This is a genomic window from Streptomyces sp. NPDC049954, assembly GCF_040656295.1.
Taxonomy (GTDB): domain Bacteria; phylum Actinomycetota; class Actinomycetes; order Streptomycetales; family Streptomycetaceae; genus Streptomyces.
The window spans coordinates 477,354-492,158 of record NZ_JBFALS010000004.1; the positions used below are offsets into that span (position 1 = coordinate 477,354).

Consider the following 14,805-nt stretch of genomic DNA (forward strand, 5'->3'; position numbering starts at 1 on the left):
GGTGGGCCACACGTGGCCGCATCCGCCCCCGCCTGCCCCGTCCCGGTCCCGTGTTCGTCCTCGTCCCGGTCCCGTCCTCGTCCCGGTCCCGTATTCGTCCTCGAAGTACCTGTCCTCCGTTCAGTTACCTGCCCTCCGTTCAGTGCCTGTCCTCCGTTGTCAGAGGCGTCGCCGACAATGGACGAACGCGCGAGGCGAAGACGGAGTGAGGGAAAGGCAGTGACCGCATGACGGTGTGGGACGACCTGGTGGGTCAGGAGCGGGTGAGCGCGCAGCTCGCCGCCGCCGCCAAGGACGCGGACACGCAGGTCACGGCCGTGGCGGGTGGTGAGGCAGGTCCCGAGGGCTCACGGATGACGCACGCCTGGCTGTTCACGGGCCCGCCCGGTTCGGGCCGCGCGGAGACGGCGCGCGCCTTCGCCGCCGCGCTCCAGTGCGTGAGCCCCGACCGGGCCCTGGGCGCCGACCCCGGCTGCGGGTTCTGCGAGGGCTGCCACACGACCCAGGTCGGTACGCACGCGGACGTCGAGTTCGTACGGACCGACCTGCTGTCCATCGGCGTCAAGGAGACCCGTGACCTCGTCAGACGGGCCCAGCTCTCCCCCGCGGTGGGCCGCTGGCAGGTCATCGTCCTGGAGGACGCCGACCGGCTGACCGAGGGCGCGGGCAACGTCCTGCTCAAGGCCGTCGAGGAACCGGCCCCGCGCACCGTCTGGCTGCTGTGCGCCCCGTCCCTGGAAGACGTGCTTCCCACGATCCGGTCCCGCTGCCGCCACCTGACGCTGCGCACGCCGCCGGTGGACGCGGTCGCCGACCTTCTCGTCCGCAGGGACGGCGTCGAACCGGCCCTCGCGGCGACGGTCGCGCAGGCCACACAGGGCCACATCGACCGCGCACGGCGCCTCGCGACGGACGAGCGGGCCCGGGCCAGGCGCGCGGCGGTGCTGAAACTGCCCACGCGGGTCGGGGACGTCGGCGCGGGCCTGCGGGCCGCGCAGGAGCTGATCGACGCGGCGGGCGACGACGCGAAGCAGGTCGCGGAGGACACCGACGCGAAGGAGACCGAGGACATGCGGGCCGCGCTCGGCGCGCAGGCGGGCGGCCGGATGCCGCGCGGCACGGCCGGGGTGATGAAGGACCTCCAGGACCGTCAGAAGCGCCGCTCGACCCGTACCCAGCGCGACAGCCTCGATCTGGCGCTCGTCGACCTGACCGGTTTCTACCGCGACGTGCTGGCCCTCCAGTTCGGCTCCCGGGCCCCCCTCGCCAACGCTGACGTGCAGGACGCGGTGGAACGGATCGCACGCGACAGCAGCCCCGAGGCGACGCTGCGCCGCATAGAGGCCATCGGCGCGTGCCGCACGGCTCTGGAACGCAACGTGGCCCCGCTCCTCGCCGTCGAGGCGATGGCGATGGCCCTGCGCGCGGGCTGACCCGCCCTCGGGCGGCGCGCCGGCCGAGGCGCGGCGGACGTGCGCCGACGCGACGGGTCACTCGATAGGGCGGAAGTTCCGTGCGTAGGGTAATGGTGGAAGTGCGTACGGTTAGCCTCGTTGGATGAAGTTCACCGTCACCACGAGGAAGTTCACCGTCACCACGGCGAGGGCCCTGCCGGTCGCCGCTGCCCTGCTGGCCGCGGCGTGTCTCTCCGGTACGGCGAGTGGCTCCGTGTCGGAGGAGGCGGCCGAAAGTCCCGCGCGGGTGCGCGGGACGGCGGCGAGCTCCCCGGTGGCGGCCTCCCCGCAGGCGCCGTCCGGGGGCGGGCCGGTCGCCGCGTACGAGGGGCAGCGCCTGCGGTGGCGGCCGTGCGCCCCGGCGGGTTCGGGCGGGGACGGTTCCGCCCCGGCGGGTTCGGGCGGGGACGGTTCCGCCCCGGCCGGTTTTCAGTGCGCGACGCTGAAGGCCCCGCTGGACTACGCGCACCCGGCACGGGGCCGCGTCGAGCTGGCGGTGGCGCGGAAGAGGGCGACCGGCCCCGGCGAGCGCCTCGGTTCCCTCCTCGTGAACCCCGGCGGTCCGGGCGGCTCGGCGGTGGACTACCTCACGGCGTACGCGGGTGAGCACTACCCGGAAAAGGTGCGGGCCCGCTACGACATGGTCGCGGTGGACCCGCGCGGGGTCGCCCGCAGCACCCCCGTCACCTGCCTGGACGGCCCCCGCACGGAACGCTGGACACGGACCGACCTGACCCCGGACGACCAGGCCGACAAGGACGAGCTGGTCCGCTCCTTCAAGGACTACGCGGCGGCGTGCGCGGAGCACTCCGGGAAGGTCCTCGGGCACGTCTCCACGACCGACTCGGCGCGGGACATGGACCTGCTGCGCTCGGCCCTGGGTGACCGGAGACTGAACTACGTGGGCGCCTCGTACGGCACGTTCCTCGGGGCGACGTACGCGGGACTGTTCCCGGGGCGCTCGGGCCGCCTGGTCCTGGACGGCGCGACGGACCCGTCACTCGACGCGCTGCGCGTGAACCTCGACCAGACGGCCGGCTTCGAGACGGCCTTCCGGTCCTTCGCCGAGGACTGCGCGACCCGCGCGGACTGCCCGCTGGGCCGGGGCGGCCCGGAAGCGGCCGGCCGCAGGCTGAAGGCGTTCTTCGACCGCCTGGACGAGAAACCGCTGCACACCTCGCAGACGGGCCGCGACCTGAGCGAGGCGCAGGGCACGACGGGCGTGATCGCGGCGATGTACAACGAGGCGGCCTGGCCACTGCTGCGCAAGGCCCTGACCCGGGCCGTCGGGCACGGGGACGGCTCGACACTCCTCACCATGTCCGACGCCTACTACGAGCGGGACGACAAGGGCGCCTACTCGAACCTGATGGCGGCCAACGCGGCCGTGAACTGCCTGGACCTCCCGCCGGCCTTCTCCGGCCCCGAGGCCGTCGAGGCGGCGCTCCCGGACTTCGAGAAGGCGTCCCCGGCCTTCGGCGAGAGCATGGCCTGGGCCGCCCTGAACTGCACGTACTGGCCGGTGCGGGCCACGGGGAAGTCGCAGCGCATCACCGCACAGGGCGCGCCCCCGATCCTGGTGGTCGGCACGACCCGCGACCCGGCCACCCCCTACCGCTGGGCCCGCTCCCTCGCCGCCCAGCTCGGCTCGGGCGTCCTCCTGACCTACGAGGGTGACGGCCACACCGCGTACGGCCGGGGCAGCACGTGCGTCGACACCCACGTCACGACGTACCTCCTGACGGGCCGCGCCCCGCAGCAGAACACCCGCTGCTCCTGACCGACGAGCCCCTCCGGAGGTGGTCAGAACCACCCCCGGAAACTGTGTAGACTTGCCGAGGCCGCTGCCCCACGATGGTCAGCACGCCAAGCCGCCTTAGCTCAGTTGGCCAGAGCAACGCACTCGTAATGCGTAGGTCTCGGGTTCGAATCCCGAAGGCGGCTCGGAATCGCCCCAGGACTCACTCGCCGTGACCTGGGGCTTTTTCATGTGCGGGGCCTGCCGGGCCGCACGACGGGAACGCCGTGGAAGTGCTTGCGTGAGCGATGCATGAGCGGAGCGGCTCAGGGACCTACTTCTTGGGCTTCCGGCGCTTGGCCTTCTTGCCCGCCTTGGCCTGGGCTTTCGCCTTGTCCTTCGGCTTGCCGCACTTTGCCTTGCCGGCGTTCTTGGCCTTCTCCTTCTTCGCGGCCTTGCGTGCCGCTTTCTCGGCCTCGGCCTTGCGCTGGAGAGGGACGAGCTTCGCGGTCGCCTCGGCGACGCTCCTGCCGACCTGGGGCAGGACGCTCTGGTAGATGTCCCGCGTGATGCGGGTGTCGCTGTGCCCGAGAGTGTCCGACACGATCTTGATGTCGATGTCGGCGGCGAGCATGAGGGTGGCGGCGCCGTGGCGCAGGTCGTGCAGCCGGATCGGCGGGAGGCCGGAGGCGGCGACGAGGCGCTCGAAGAGGTCGGTCACCTTGCCGGGATGGAGCCAGGATCTATCTTCCTGCGTGAAGACATGGCCGGTGTCGGCCCAGGCCGATCCCCGCTCCTCGCGGGCCTTGTCCTGCCGCTCGCGGTGCCGCTTCAGGACGTCGACGGTGTCGTCGTCGAGCGCGACCACGCGGTAGCCGCTGTCTGTCTTGGGATCGGATGTCTCGATCTCCCAGCCGTCCTGCACGAGTTGGGAGGAGACGGTGAGGGAGTGGGTGTCGAGGTTTGTCTCGGACCATGGCTGCCCGCACGCCTCGCCCCGGCGCAGGCCGCGGAAGGCGATGAGGTGCCACATCGCGTACAGCCGGTCCTCGGCGACGAAGTCCAGTAAGGCGCCCGTCTGTTGGGGTGTCCAGACCATCACGGGTGACGGCTTCTCTCCCGTCTGCTCCCACTTGGCGACCCGCTCGTCCGTCCACACGAGCGCCTTCGGCTTGCGTACGGAGTCGATCTCGACGTGGGCGGCGGGGTTGAAGGTGATGATCTGCTGGCCGATCGCGTCATTCAGGGCCGCACGGAGAGTCGCCTTGATGTGCTGGCGCGTGGCGGGGCCAGTGATGCGCCCGGAAGGGTGGCATCTCGTCGATCGCGGCCTTCATCGCCTTGCGGCGGGCTCGGTTCTCGGCGCCCTTCCACGGAACGGTTGCTAGCTCGTCGACTGCGGCCCGCCGTTGGGCGTTGTCCTCCAGGACCTGGGCGTTGGCGTCGCGGATGTCGGTGAACATCTCGCTGAGGTGGCTGACGCGCAGCCGGTCCAGGCGCCGGTTGCCGATGCGCGGCTTCAGGTGGACGCGGATGTCGGTCTCGTAGCGGTTGAGGCCGGACTTGCGTATGCGCTTGCCGGCCAGCCACCGGTCGAGCCACTCGGTGACGGGCAGGCTGCCGATGAGGTCCTGGCCGGCGTTGAGGCGCCGCCGCGTCTCCTCGACCTCGGGCAGGGGCGAGCGCTCGCGGCTGACCTCGGCCAGCACCTCGGCGAGGAGTTCGGTGCCCTCGGGGTCGTCCGATTCGGCGAGTCCGAGGAGGGCGCGTACGTGGTCGAGGTCGGCCTGGGCAGCCTTGAGGCTGCCGTACCCGCCCCGGGCGAAGGAACGCCGGCTGCCGTCCTCGCGGGGTGAGAGCTCCTGGCGTACGGAGTAGGTGAGTGGTTCCTGCTGTTGCGCTTGGGGCAGGAGGTGCCGAGTTCCTTGCCGGTCTTGGGGTCGCGGCAGGAGCAGCGGCGGTAGGTGGAGCCCTTCAAAGATCATTCTCCTCGGTGGTGTCGGGATCGCTCGCTGATGAGTCGATCGCGGTGGCCAAGTCGGGCCACAGGGCCGGGGGTGTGACGCCCTCTTCCTGGATGAAGGCGCGGACTCTGCGCAGGCGGCTGGCGGCGTCGTCGGCCGCCTCGGCGGCCCGTGCCTGAGAGCGCAGGGCTTCTGCCTTCCGGTCGGCGTTCGGGGCAGTCTCGGCGTGGTAGCGCGCATAGTCCTCGTCGAGGAGCGCTTTCCGCAGTTGTTCCTCCGCAGCGTGGTGGGCGCGGAAGTAGCGGAGCATGTCGTCATCCGCGCCGAGATCGGTCTCCTCCCCGGTGAACCAGCGCAACGCGTGCATCGACGTGGTGGGGGGCTGGAGTGGGAGTCGCTGCACGTCGTCGACGTAGCCGACGGGATAGACGAGGCAGATGGGCGGGGTGTTCAGTGCTTCGGCCAGCACGATGACGTCGACCAAGGGCAGGTTGGAGCGGCGCCCGGACTCCATGTTGGCGATGACGTTGCGAGGGATCGGATGGCCGATCTCCTCGCACTTGTCGGCCAAGTCCTGCGCGCTCCAACCCAGTTCCTTCCGTCGTCTGCGGACCTCGCCGGCCACGGTGGACATGACCTGGTCCACCCACTCCGGGACGTCGTCCCCGACCACGCCGACCGCATCCTCACCGACCCCGCCTGGCCGGCTCTCGCCACCGTCCTCGCCGACGCCGAAGCCGGCGGCCACAAACCCCACCAGCTCCTCAAGGAAGCCGCCGCTCAGCGCGAACTCACCACCGCTTGCCAACCCGCCCGCGTCCTGATCACCCGCATCCAGCACACCAGCCGCAACCCCGCACCCAACCCCCGCGCCGAGGCGGCTCGCAGGACTACGACCATGCGACTGTCCGCGACTGCACTGTCGGCCGGTGTGGCTGAGCCCGCACGGTCGGCGGTCCCGGCGGAACAGAAGCACCGTCCACGTCTGTGAGGCAAGAGGCGCTCCTTGCCTCGGAAGTCCTGCATCCAGGCAAGATCCAGTAGGTCGTGGAGCCTTGGTGCTCTCCCGCAGTTCCCCGCCGGAACTTGGAGCGGTCTACGCGGACAAGGTCCCGTCGAGGTAGTCCTGCACCGGCTCGAACAGCCCGTACGGCACGTACTCCGGGATGTCGCCATGGGATACCCAGGCAAGCTCGGCCAGCTCCTCGGTATCGGCGACGTGAGCTGTACCGCCCAGGATCTGGCAGGCGGTGTAGGACATGAGGCGGCCCGTCTTGGGGTGAACGCGCTCGCCGAGCAGCTTGACCGCTTCCACGGCCAGCCCTGTCTCCTCCTGGGTTTCCCGTACGGCGGCGGCCTCACGTTCCTCGCCGGGCTCGACCTCCCCGGCGGGGAACTGCCAGGAGAGCTGCCCCTCGCTCACCCGGCGGCGGACCATGAGCACGCGGCCCTCGTGAACGACGATGGCGGCGGCGATGCCCGGCCGCTCGTCCGTGGTCTGCTGCTTCACGACTGCTCCTCCAAGAGGCCCGGGGTGGGTGGGAAGACCGTATCGGTGGACGTGAAACGGTCGCTGTGTTGCCAGGCCGTTCGTCTCGGGGCTTCCGCCGAAGGCGCGCACGCCAATGACCCGCCCCGGCCACGGGCTCTCGCTGCGGGGACAGCGGGCGCCAGCGTGATCGGGGCGGGGGCTTAACTACGGCGGAAGAGCCTGCTCTGGCCCCGATGCTTGCCGGTTCTCCTGCCGGAGGCCGACTGCCCCACCTCGGCGGAATCGGTCGGCCGGGTGGAGCCGGCCGGGCGGTTCTCGTTGAAGAAGGATTGCCAGACCCGTTCCTGCAGCTCGCCGATGCAGGCGCCGCAGGCGTACATCGGGGCTTGGGCCCCGGCGACTATGGCGGGGCCGATCCACAGGCCGAGCGTCCACCGCTGCCCGCAGTAGAGCCAGCAGGGTCCGTCGACCCACTCGTTGCCGTCGTCGGTGGCCGCCGGTGAGGGCAGTCCTCCTCGGGCGAACTCGGCGATCCCGGGGATCACCCTGTGCTGTAGGGCGACTTCCGTCAGCATCGCTCGTCTCCCTCCGCGATCAACGGTCCTGGGCCGTGGGAGAAGCGTCCTTCTGCTTCTCGGCTTCGGAGAACAGGAGCGTGGGTTCGGCGAGGATGTCGCGCCCGGCCTCGCTCTTGTAGATCTCGTCGACGCTGCCGAACCGGGCCTCGGAGTAGTCGAGGTTCAGCAGCGCGGCGGCCTGGCGCACCGATGCCTCGTCGGGTCCTTCGATCTCCAGGAAGGTGGGGAGGTCGGGCCAGGTGTCGAAGTCGAAGGCGACCTCGCCCAGGCGCCATTCCTCGCGGTAGTTCTCCTGGTACCGGACTTCGGTGAGGCCGACCCGGCGCAGGATGTCGGCCATGGCGTGCAGGTCGGTGACCTCGGTTTCGATCTCCTTGGTGCCGTCGATCGTCGTGGCGTCGGTGACCTGCTTGAGCGTGAGGGTCGAGCGGGTGCCTTCGTCCCGCAGTCGAATCCAGGCTCCGCTGTCGAGGGAGTCGTTTTCGAAGATCTTGCGGGTGAGGAGCGTGCGGGGGAATGCCTGGGCGGCATTGAGGGCGCTCAGTTTGTTTTGGAGGTCGGTGACGTCGACGGCCAGGAACTTCGCCTCGTATTCGTGCTTCATGGGGTCTTCTCTCAGAAGTGGTCGGTGAGGGTGGACGTCCGGGCCGCGAGCAGGAGGCCCATGCGGTGGGTGTGGTCGTGCAGCTGGCCGACGTGGGGCCGCTCGGTGAATTCGGTGGTGCGCAGGGTGAGCAGGACTTCCCAGTCGCCGATGAAGTGGGGGTGGAGGCGTTCCGGGGAGGTGTAGTGCTCGATCATGTGGTGGCGTCTTTCGACGGGCATCATGAACTCCGCGCCGAAGATGCCGCCTGGGCGGACCAGGCGCTGCATGCGGTCGACGAACTCGCCGAGCGGGCGGTGGTGGTTGGCACTGTAGTGCCATGAGCAGCTCGTCCAGACCGCGTCGCACTGCCGGCCCAGGGGTTCACCGTCGAGGAAGTCGTGCTCAACGACCTCTACGCGTTCGTGGAGTTCTTCGAGCTTCAGTCGATCGATCAGTCCCAACGCGTGGGCCTGGCTGTCACCCGGGAGGTGGACGTCGCCCCCGTGGAGGGCGACCGCGTCGCGTTCGATGGCGACGACGCGGTAGCCGGCGGCGGCGAGGGGCAGGACGAACTTGCCGTCGCTCGCGCCGACCACGGCGACGGTGGCGTCAGGGGCGACACGTTCCCGCAGCGTGGCGAGGAACTGGGGGAAGAATGTGAGCGTGTGCTCCCACAGGCTCTGAGTCTGCATGGGGGTGCGCTCCTTGCGTCTCGGTATCCATGATCACTCGGAGGACCTCGTCGGGGCTGCGCCCCGTGGTGTCGACGCGATGCACCGGGAACGATGCGTAGGCGTCCGTCACTCGGTCCGTAACGGTCTCGATCAGTGAGTCCCACCGCGACACCGGCTTGTTCCGCCCAGAGAGTCGGCGTTGTCTCTCGTCGTCGTCGCAGACGAGGTGGTAGGTAGCGGGTGTCGGCAGCCAGCTCGGCAGGGTGATGCCGAGTTGTGCCCCCAGGGCCCGGTGAGTGGTGAGGCACCGGGCGAAGTAGCTCTCGACGACGACCGGGACGCCGGCGTCGAGGTGATGCTGGATCTCCTCGGCCGCGGTGAACAGGCCCGAGAGGTAGAAGCACATCCGTGCCTCTACGTTCGTCCGCTTGTCCAGCGCCTGTCTGAGCGGCTGGTAGGGCAGCGGGACGGTAGCGACGAGGACGGCCTGCCGGGCGGCGGCGAGCATGGGCGCCAGGGTGGATTTGCCGGTGCCGCGTAACCCCTCCAGGCTCTCGAAGCGAGGGCGATCAGGCACGGCCGTACACCACGTCCGGTACCGCGAGGGTGAGCTCGTCGACGGACGAGGGCTTGTGGACGATGCGTCCTGCCGCCTTCTCGTACCAGAAGGCGTGCGCGTCCTTACCCACGGCCTTGCAGGACATGGTCAGCGCACCGCGCGGGTCGACCTCAATGCGGTCGATTTCGCGAGGACCATCGGAGGGGGCGCACACCTGCGGGGCACCGTCCTCGGAGAGGTCCTCGTCGACGATCACTTCCAAGGGCAGATCGGCTGACGCCAGATCGTCCCGGAGCCGGCCGTAGGCGGAAGGGGAGGTGACCAGCAGCTCGGGATGATCGGCGGCGTTGCCGACCGGCCGCAGGTGGTGGAGCTTGAGCTGCCGGACCCCGAGTTCCGCCAAGGCCCGTCCGAGGGGCAGGACTTCGGTGATGTTCCGCGAGGTGACGGTCATGGTCGCACCGGTCGGAACGCCGAGATCCCGAGCCAGCCGGAGCGCCTCCAGGGCACTCTGGTAGCTGCCCTGCTTTCGGATGCCGTCGTTTGTCGACTCGACGCCCTCCAGCGAAACCCTGAGTAGGTCCAGGGAGGGGGCGATCTCGGTCAGACGGCGCTCGATCCGGTACCCGTTGGTGCAGATCTCGACGCGCAGGCCCAGTTCCTCCTTGGCGTGGCGGACGACCTGCGCGAGGTCCCGGTGGACGAAGGGCTCTCCGCCGAGCAGTGTCACGGCCTCGGTGCCGTACTGGCCCCGCATCAGGGTGAGGAGATCCGCGGCTTCGTCGACGGTGAAGGCGTCGGCGTACTGGAGCCGCTTGCCGTGGAAGCAGTGCAGGCACGTGAAGTTGCAGCGGTAGAGCAGCTGCAGGTACAGCATGCGGATCTTCTTGATCCCGGTGACTTCCTCGATCACGTCGGCTCCTTCGGCTGGTTGCCTGGTGGGAGCCTGATAGTGGCCTTCTGCTCGGGGACCTCGACACCGCGTTCGGGGACGGTCCAAGGACGTCCTGGGACGTTTTCAGTGACCTGCGAAGGATTCCAGGATGCCGAGGACACGCTTCGTGTCCGACAGGTCGGGCAGGACTTCGACGGCTCCGGCGGCAGTCAGTTCCTCCTGGGTGTGGATGCCGGAGGCGACGGCGAGGACGCCGGAGCCTGTGGTCAGAGCCGCTTCCACGTCACGAGGAGTATCCCCGACGAGGACGGTGGGGATGTCGGCCGCAACACCATGAAGTCGCTGTGCGCGCTCGCGGGCGACAGCGACCAGGTGGGGGCGGAGTTCGGCGTCCGCTCCGTAGGCGCCGACCGGTAGATCAAGCAGAGAGTCGAGCCCGAACGCGGCAAGCTTCACACGGGCGTTGGCGGAGATATTGCCGGTGAGTACGGAGGAGACCCAACCGGTCTGAGCCGAGGCGGCTTTCAGGGCGTCGTGCACACCGGGCAGGGCGGTCCCGCGCCTGCGCAGCTCCTCCAGGCGCGCTTCCCCTGCCTGGACGAGTGCTGCTTCGATGAGGTGCCAGTCGGGCACGGGCAGCCCTTCGCGGACGAACATGTCGCGCATGATCAGTCGATCCGTACGCCCCTCAGTACGCGCGGGCTCCGTGGGTTCGCGACCTGAGAGGCCACGAAAGGCAGCGGCGTAGATCTCCTTGCTGACCCCCGCGTTCTCGATGAGGGTGTGGTCGATGTCCCACAGGACGAAGAGCTCCATGCCGCCAGAGTAGGCAGTCCGCGAGGTTCCACTACAGCGGACTGCGTCCCGAAACGTCCTTGCGCGATCACGCGCCGTGCCGATTCGATGGCTGCTGTGAACAACCGACTGCGCACCGTGCTCGGCCAACGCGGCGTCTCGCCCGACGCACTCGCCGAGATCTGCGAGGTGGATCCCAAGACGGTCAGCCGATGGCTGGGCGGACGGATTCCCCATGCACGGCACCGCTTCCGCGTCGCGCGACACCTGCGCGTCGAAGAGACCTTTCTCTGGCCCGAGCCGTCCAAGCGTCCAGGCCGGCCGAAGGACGGGTTAGGCACCGAGCTGGTCGGCACCTACCAGAACCGGGCCAGCGTGCCCCGGGACGTATGGCTCACACTGCTGCGAGAGGCTCGGCACGAGATCGGCGTCCTCGTCTTCTCCGGCACCTTCTTCGCCCAGTCCAACCCCCACGTCGCCAAGATGCTCTCCGAGCGCGCCGCCGACGGCGTGCGGGTTCGCCTGTGCTTCGGCGATCCCGGTGGGCAGGCAGTCGCCGTACGGGGCCGCGAGGAGGGAATCGGCGACACCCTCGCCGCCAAGATCCGCGCTTCACTGACGTACTACCGTCCGCTGCTGGGCGAGGCCGGGTGCGACGTACGCCTCCACGACACCACCCTCTACACGTCCATGTTCCGCTACGACGACAACCTGCTCGTCAACCCACACATCTGGGGTCAACCGGCCAGCGCCAACCCCCTCCTGCACCTCAAGAGGGCTGGCAATACAGGGTGGTTCGACAACTACGCTGAAAGCTTCGACGCTGTCTGGGCCGCAGCGAGACAATGGGCACCCGACCAGGAGAGGACCGCCGACCATGGGCAGGACTGAGTACTTCAACGACCCGTCTGCTCCGAAGGCGAACACCCTCATCCCGGCCAGCAACCTGCTCGTCGCCGACGAGACGGGCGCCATCCTCCTCCAGCGTCGGCGCGACACCGGCCAGTGGGCCCTCCCCGGCGGAGCTCAGGACATCGGCGAGACCGCGGCCGAATGCGCGGTGCGCGAGTGCCTGGAGGAGACTGGCATCATCGCGGAGCTCACCGGGTTCCTCGGCGTCTACACCAACCCGAACCACATCGTCGCCTACACCGACGGCGAGATCCGCCAGCAGTACGAGAACACCTACATCGGCCGGCCCGTCGGCGGAGTGCCCACGATCAACGACGAGGCCGACGGCGTTCGCTTCGTCCAGCCAGCCGACCTCGACCAGTACGACATCCACCCGAGCATGCGCCAGCAGATCGGGGACTACCTCGCTGGCACCTACCCCTACCTCGGCTGAGCCGTCAGGGCGGCTTCCACCCGCTCCACGGAGGCAAAGATCTCCGGAGCCGCCCGGCGGATGAACCGCCCGACCACGCTGTCGTCCCCGTAGCGGCTGATGATCTCCGCGACCCGGTCCTGCGCTGTGGTTCGGTCGCCGTCAGGCGTGGTCGTCATGTCGCAGTACACGAGGGCGTCCACCAGCAGCGGCTCCTCCAGCAGGGGGAACTCCGTCGCGAGATCCTCGCGCAGACCGCGCTCCTCGGCCTCCAGAAGCGCAAACGAGTGATTCGCGACCAACCGCACCAGCCGCTCGTCGGCCCTGTACTCGTCACGGAGGAACCGGGCCCCGTCCAGCGGATGGAACCCTGTGGTGGCTAGCCGCGGCGCGTACCCGACATCGTGCAGCGTGGCGGCGCTGATGAGCAGAGAGGAATCCTTGCCTAGAGCGGACCTAATCTCGGTCGCACGGCCAGCCACGCCTTGGATGTGCGCCCACCGCCGTGGAAGGGAGGCCCGTAGCTCTGTCTCTGCCACCTGGATCGCCCACTCAACGATCGAATCGTTCATGCCATGCCTTATACCTCAATGGTGGCGGGAAGTATGAGGCCGTGGACCTACTTTCCGGGAGCGGACTTTAGCCAGTCACGCCCCTTGATGCCTGTCGCACGATGTCCTCGATTCGAGCGCAGGCATCCACCGGATCTTCGTGTTCCCAGACGCGGACGACGGTCCACCCCGCTGCACCGAGCAGGCGGTCGGTCTCGGCATCGCGAGCGCGATTGCCCTCGATCTTGCTACGCCAGAACTCAGCGTTCTTGTGTGACTCCCGAAGGTGCTCGGGGCATCCATGCCAGTAGCAGCCGTCGACGAAGACCGCGACCTTCGGCTTGGAGAACAACACATCGGCGGTTCGTCGCAGTTCGGGCAGCGGCCGTGCCGCTACGCGGTAGCGGAGACCCTGCTTGTGCAGCAAGGAGCGGAGTCGCAGCTCTGGCCGGGTGTCCTTGTTCCTGTTGCCCCGCATCACCGCACGCACGGATGGCGAGGAAGCCCAGGAGCCCTCAGTCGGCGGTTCCTCGGTGAGAAGGCCCTTTTCCCAGGCCACCCTCCAACCCTCGGCGAGGTTCGCGGCCCGAGTCTCGTGCTCGACCTGTCCGAGGTAGCGGGCCGGGGACTTGCCGCCGTCGGACCAGCGCAGGTACGCGCGAATGCGTCGTGTGTCGGGAAGTACCTTCAGCTCTACAGAGGCCCGGGCAAAGCGCCCCTCGCCGAGGTCCACTGATCGTCTGTGACGGCCGCCGGCCGCCCGGTCCTGCTCAGCGGCGATGGCGGAGCGTGCCCTGCCGGGGCGCCCCTTCCACGCCCGGTCCGGCGGCGTGTCGTGCTTCCAGCCGCTCTGCGCTCTGCTGGTCGGCGCCGTCATTTCTGGCGCTCCTCCGCCTCGTCCAGGACGGTGGCGACCGCCTTGGCGAAGACCTCGCCAAGGGCAACGGGTACGGCGTTGCCGAGCTGGCGCATCTTCTCCCCTCGCGGGCCCTTGAGCTCCCACGTGTCGGGGAAGGTCATGACGCGAGCGGTTTCGCGGACCGTCATGTACCGGTACTTGTAACGGACGCCGCCCTGAGCGGCCTTGTCGGCCACCAGCTCGTCCAAGAGCATGACCGACTCGCCACCGGGCACGCCGTGCACGCCGGCCTTGACGGTCTTCGCCGGGCGGTCGAGTTCGTTGGGGGTGTGTCCGTCGTAGATGCGGGCACCGGGCCAGCCGATGTGTTCCGTGAGCCCGCCGAGGAAGTGCTCGGTGCGGTCCAGCCACTCGTCCGGTACCTCTGGCAGTGGCTTATTGTCGCCGATGCCGGCGATCGCGTCGCGCAGGGTGTGCCAGGGGAGCAGGCCGTCGTCCATGGGCATGGTCTTCGGGAGGCGGGCCATGACCCACTCGCGCACGTGGTCGGGCACACTCGCGTGCCGCTCCCAGTAGCTCTCGTCCTCCATGGAGCGGAAGAGCGCAGTCTCGGAGTGTGTCGGCCTCACGAGGTCTTTGAAGAGCTGAAGATCGACGCCCAGGTCGCGACGAAACGCGACGATGATCACGCGATTGCGGATCTGTGGGACTCCGTAGTCGGCTGCGTTCACCGGCATCATGACGGTGTCGTACCGCTTCCTGGGGTCGTCCGGCTCCTTCTCGCGGCGCTCCAGCAGGTACTCGTAGTGCTGCTCCCAGTCGGTGCCGTCGACTCGCTCCTCGAAAGGCAACTCCAGCTCGCGCTGGATGTAGTCGAAGTAGCGACGGAATGAGGGCCTGAGCAGACCACGGACGTTCTCGCAGATTACGGCCTTCGGCTGGATTTGCCGGACGGCCTTGAACACCTGCGGGAACATGTTCCGCTTGTCTTCGTCGCCCTTGGCGACGCCACCGAGGCTGAACGGTTGGCAAGGCGGTCCGCCAGCGAGGACGTCCACTTCGCCGGCCAGGTAGTCCATGTCGAGTTCCTGGACATCGCCCGCGACGAGGGGCACCTTCTCGCCGGGTTCGGGAGCCCGGGTCGGCTTCTGGCCGTCGGGTAGCCGCTGGGCCCCGTTGGCCTCCAGGGTCTCGCACGCCCGCTTGGCGAACTCATTGAAGAGCAGGGGGCGGAAGCCGGCACGGTGGACGGCCATGGCCAGACCGCCGGCGCCAGCGAATAGCTCGACACCCGTGCGGTCCTTCTTTGATCTTTCTTGCAGTTCAGCCATTGCAA

Annotated in this window: 15 protein-coding genes, 1 tRNA gene and 2 pseudogenes; 6 read left to right on the forward strand and 12 right to left on the reverse strand. The window is 69.0% G+C overall.

Annotated features, from left to right (window positions below; genetic code table 11):
* The first annotated feature begins 227 nt into the window (after positions 1–227).
* The 3 genes from AB0J21_RS11310 (at position 228) to AB0J21_RS11320 (ending at position 3,398) form a co-directional block, all read left to right on the forward strand.
* Positions 228–1,433, forward strand: coding sequence for a DNA polymerase III subunit delta' (locus AB0J21_RS11310; protein WP_363145602.1), 1,206 nt, complete (start codon positions 228–230; stop codon positions 1,431–1,433).
* 124 nt (positions 1,434–1,557) lie between these two features.
* The gene (locus tag AB0J21_RS11315) at positions 1,558–3,234 is read left to right on the forward strand and encodes an alpha/beta hydrolase (RefSeq protein ID WP_363145603.1); all 1,677 of its coding nucleotides are present in this window, start codon (positions 1,558–1,560) and stop codon (positions 3,232–3,234) included.
* A gap of 90 nt (positions 3,235–3,324) precedes the next feature.
* A tRNA-Thr gene (locus tag AB0J21_RS11320) sits at positions 3,325–3,398 on the forward strand.
* A 128-nt stretch (positions 3,399–3,526) separates the two neighbouring features.
* Here AB0J21_RS11320 and AB0J21_RS11325 read toward each other — a convergent pair.
* Positions 3,527–5,170 (reverse strand): annotated as a pseudogene (locus tag AB0J21_RS11325) (tyrosine-type recombinase/integrase).
* On the reverse strand, positions 5,167–5,790 hold the full coding sequence (locus AB0J21_RS11330; protein WP_363145604.1) for a helix-turn-helix transcriptional regulator: 624 nt from the start codon (positions 5,788–5,790) through the stop codon (positions 5,167–5,169). Before AB0J21_RS11330 ends, AB0J21_RS11325 begins: the two are co-directional and overlap by 4 nt.
* 27 nt (positions 5,791–5,817) lie before the next feature.
* Between AB0J21_RS11330 and AB0J21_RS11335 the strand changes: the two are divergent.
* Positions 5,818–6,147 (forward strand): annotated as a pseudogene (locus AB0J21_RS11335) (mobilization protein); the annotation flags it as partial.
* Between the two features lie 105 nt (positions 6,148–6,252).
* Here the strand turns inward: AB0J21_RS11335 and AB0J21_RS11340 are convergent.
* From AB0J21_RS11340 to AB0J21_RS11370, 7 genes are all read right to left on the reverse strand, one after another.
* Positions 6,253–6,666 (reverse strand): NUDIX hydrolase, encoded by a 414-nt coding sequence (locus AB0J21_RS11340; protein WP_363145605.1) that lies wholly within the window; start codon positions 6,664–6,666, stop codon positions 6,253–6,255.
* Between the two features lie 182 nt (positions 6,667–6,848).
* Positions 6,849–7,223: a hypothetical protein gene (locus AB0J21_RS11345; RefSeq protein ID WP_363145606.1), complete on the reverse strand. Its 375-nt coding sequence runs from the start codon at positions 7,221–7,223 to the stop codon at positions 6,849–6,851.
* A 19-nt stretch (positions 7,224–7,242) separates the two neighbouring features.
* Complete coding sequence (locus tag AB0J21_RS11350) at positions 7,243–7,830, reverse strand: class IV adenylate cyclase (RefSeq protein WP_363145607.1); 588 nt, start codon at positions 7,828–7,830, stop codon at positions 7,243–7,245.
* 11 nt (positions 7,831–7,841) lie between these two features.
* Entirely contained in the window at positions 7,842–8,504 is a 663-nt protein-coding gene (locus tag AB0J21_RS11355; protein WP_363145608.1) for a class I SAM-dependent methyltransferase, read from the reverse strand.
* Positions 8,422–8,994, reverse strand: a complete 573-nt coding sequence (locus tag AB0J21_RS11360) for a hypothetical protein (protein WP_363145609.1) — start codon at positions 8,992–8,994, stop codon at positions 8,422–8,424. Before AB0J21_RS11360 ends, AB0J21_RS11355 begins: the two co-directional genes overlap by 83 nt.
* Positions 8,995–9,055: 61 nt before the next feature.
* Positions 9,056–9,958, reverse strand: a complete 903-nt coding sequence (locus AB0J21_RS11365) for a radical SAM protein (RefSeq protein ID WP_363145610.1) — start codon at positions 9,956–9,958, stop codon at positions 9,056–9,058.
* A gap of 105 nt (positions 9,959–10,063) precedes the next feature.
* The gene (locus tag AB0J21_RS11370; RefSeq protein ID WP_363145611.1) at positions 10,064–10,756 is read right to left on the reverse strand and encodes a haloacid dehalogenase-like hydrolase; all 693 of its coding nucleotides are present in this window, start codon (positions 10,754–10,756) and stop codon (positions 10,064–10,066) included.
* 96 nt (positions 10,757–10,852) lie between these two features.
* Here AB0J21_RS11370 and AB0J21_RS11375 point away from each other — a divergent pair, with 96 nt between their 5' ends.
* Together AB0J21_RS11375 and AB0J21_RS11380 are read left to right on the forward strand one after the other, a co-directional pair.
* Positions 10,853–11,626 (forward strand): XRE family transcriptional regulator, encoded by a 774-nt coding sequence (locus AB0J21_RS11375; protein WP_363145612.1) that lies wholly within the window; start codon positions 10,853–10,855, stop codon positions 11,624–11,626.
* Complete coding sequence (locus AB0J21_RS11380; protein ID WP_363145613.1) at positions 11,613–12,080, forward strand: NUDIX domain-containing protein; 468 nt, start codon at positions 11,613–11,615, stop codon at positions 12,078–12,080. Before AB0J21_RS11375 ends, AB0J21_RS11380 begins: the two co-directional genes overlap by 14 nt.
* Here the strand turns inward: AB0J21_RS11380 and AB0J21_RS11385 are convergent.
* The 3 genes from AB0J21_RS11385 to AB0J21_RS11395 form a co-directional block, all read right to left on the reverse strand.
* On the reverse strand, positions 12,068–12,631 hold the full coding sequence (locus AB0J21_RS11385; protein ID WP_363145614.1) for an HD domain-containing protein: 564 nt from the start codon (positions 12,629–12,631) through the stop codon (positions 12,068–12,070). The genes AB0J21_RS11380 and AB0J21_RS11385 overlap by 13 nt on opposite strands.
* Positions 12,632–12,698: 67 nt before the next feature.
* The gene (locus tag AB0J21_RS11390; protein ID WP_363145615.1) at positions 12,699–13,487 is read right to left on the reverse strand and encodes a very short patch repair endonuclease; all 789 of its coding nucleotides are present in this window, start codon (positions 13,485–13,487) and stop codon (positions 12,699–12,701) included.
* Positions 13,484–14,800 carry a DNA cytosine methyltransferase gene (locus tag AB0J21_RS11395; protein WP_363145616.1) on the reverse strand — a complete coding sequence of 439 codons (1,317 nt, stop codon included), beginning with the start codon at positions 14,798–14,800 and terminating at the stop codon, positions 13,484–13,486. Before AB0J21_RS11395 ends, AB0J21_RS11390 begins: the two co-directional genes overlap by 4 nt.
* Between the last annotated feature and the right edge of the window lie 5 nt (positions 14,801–14,805).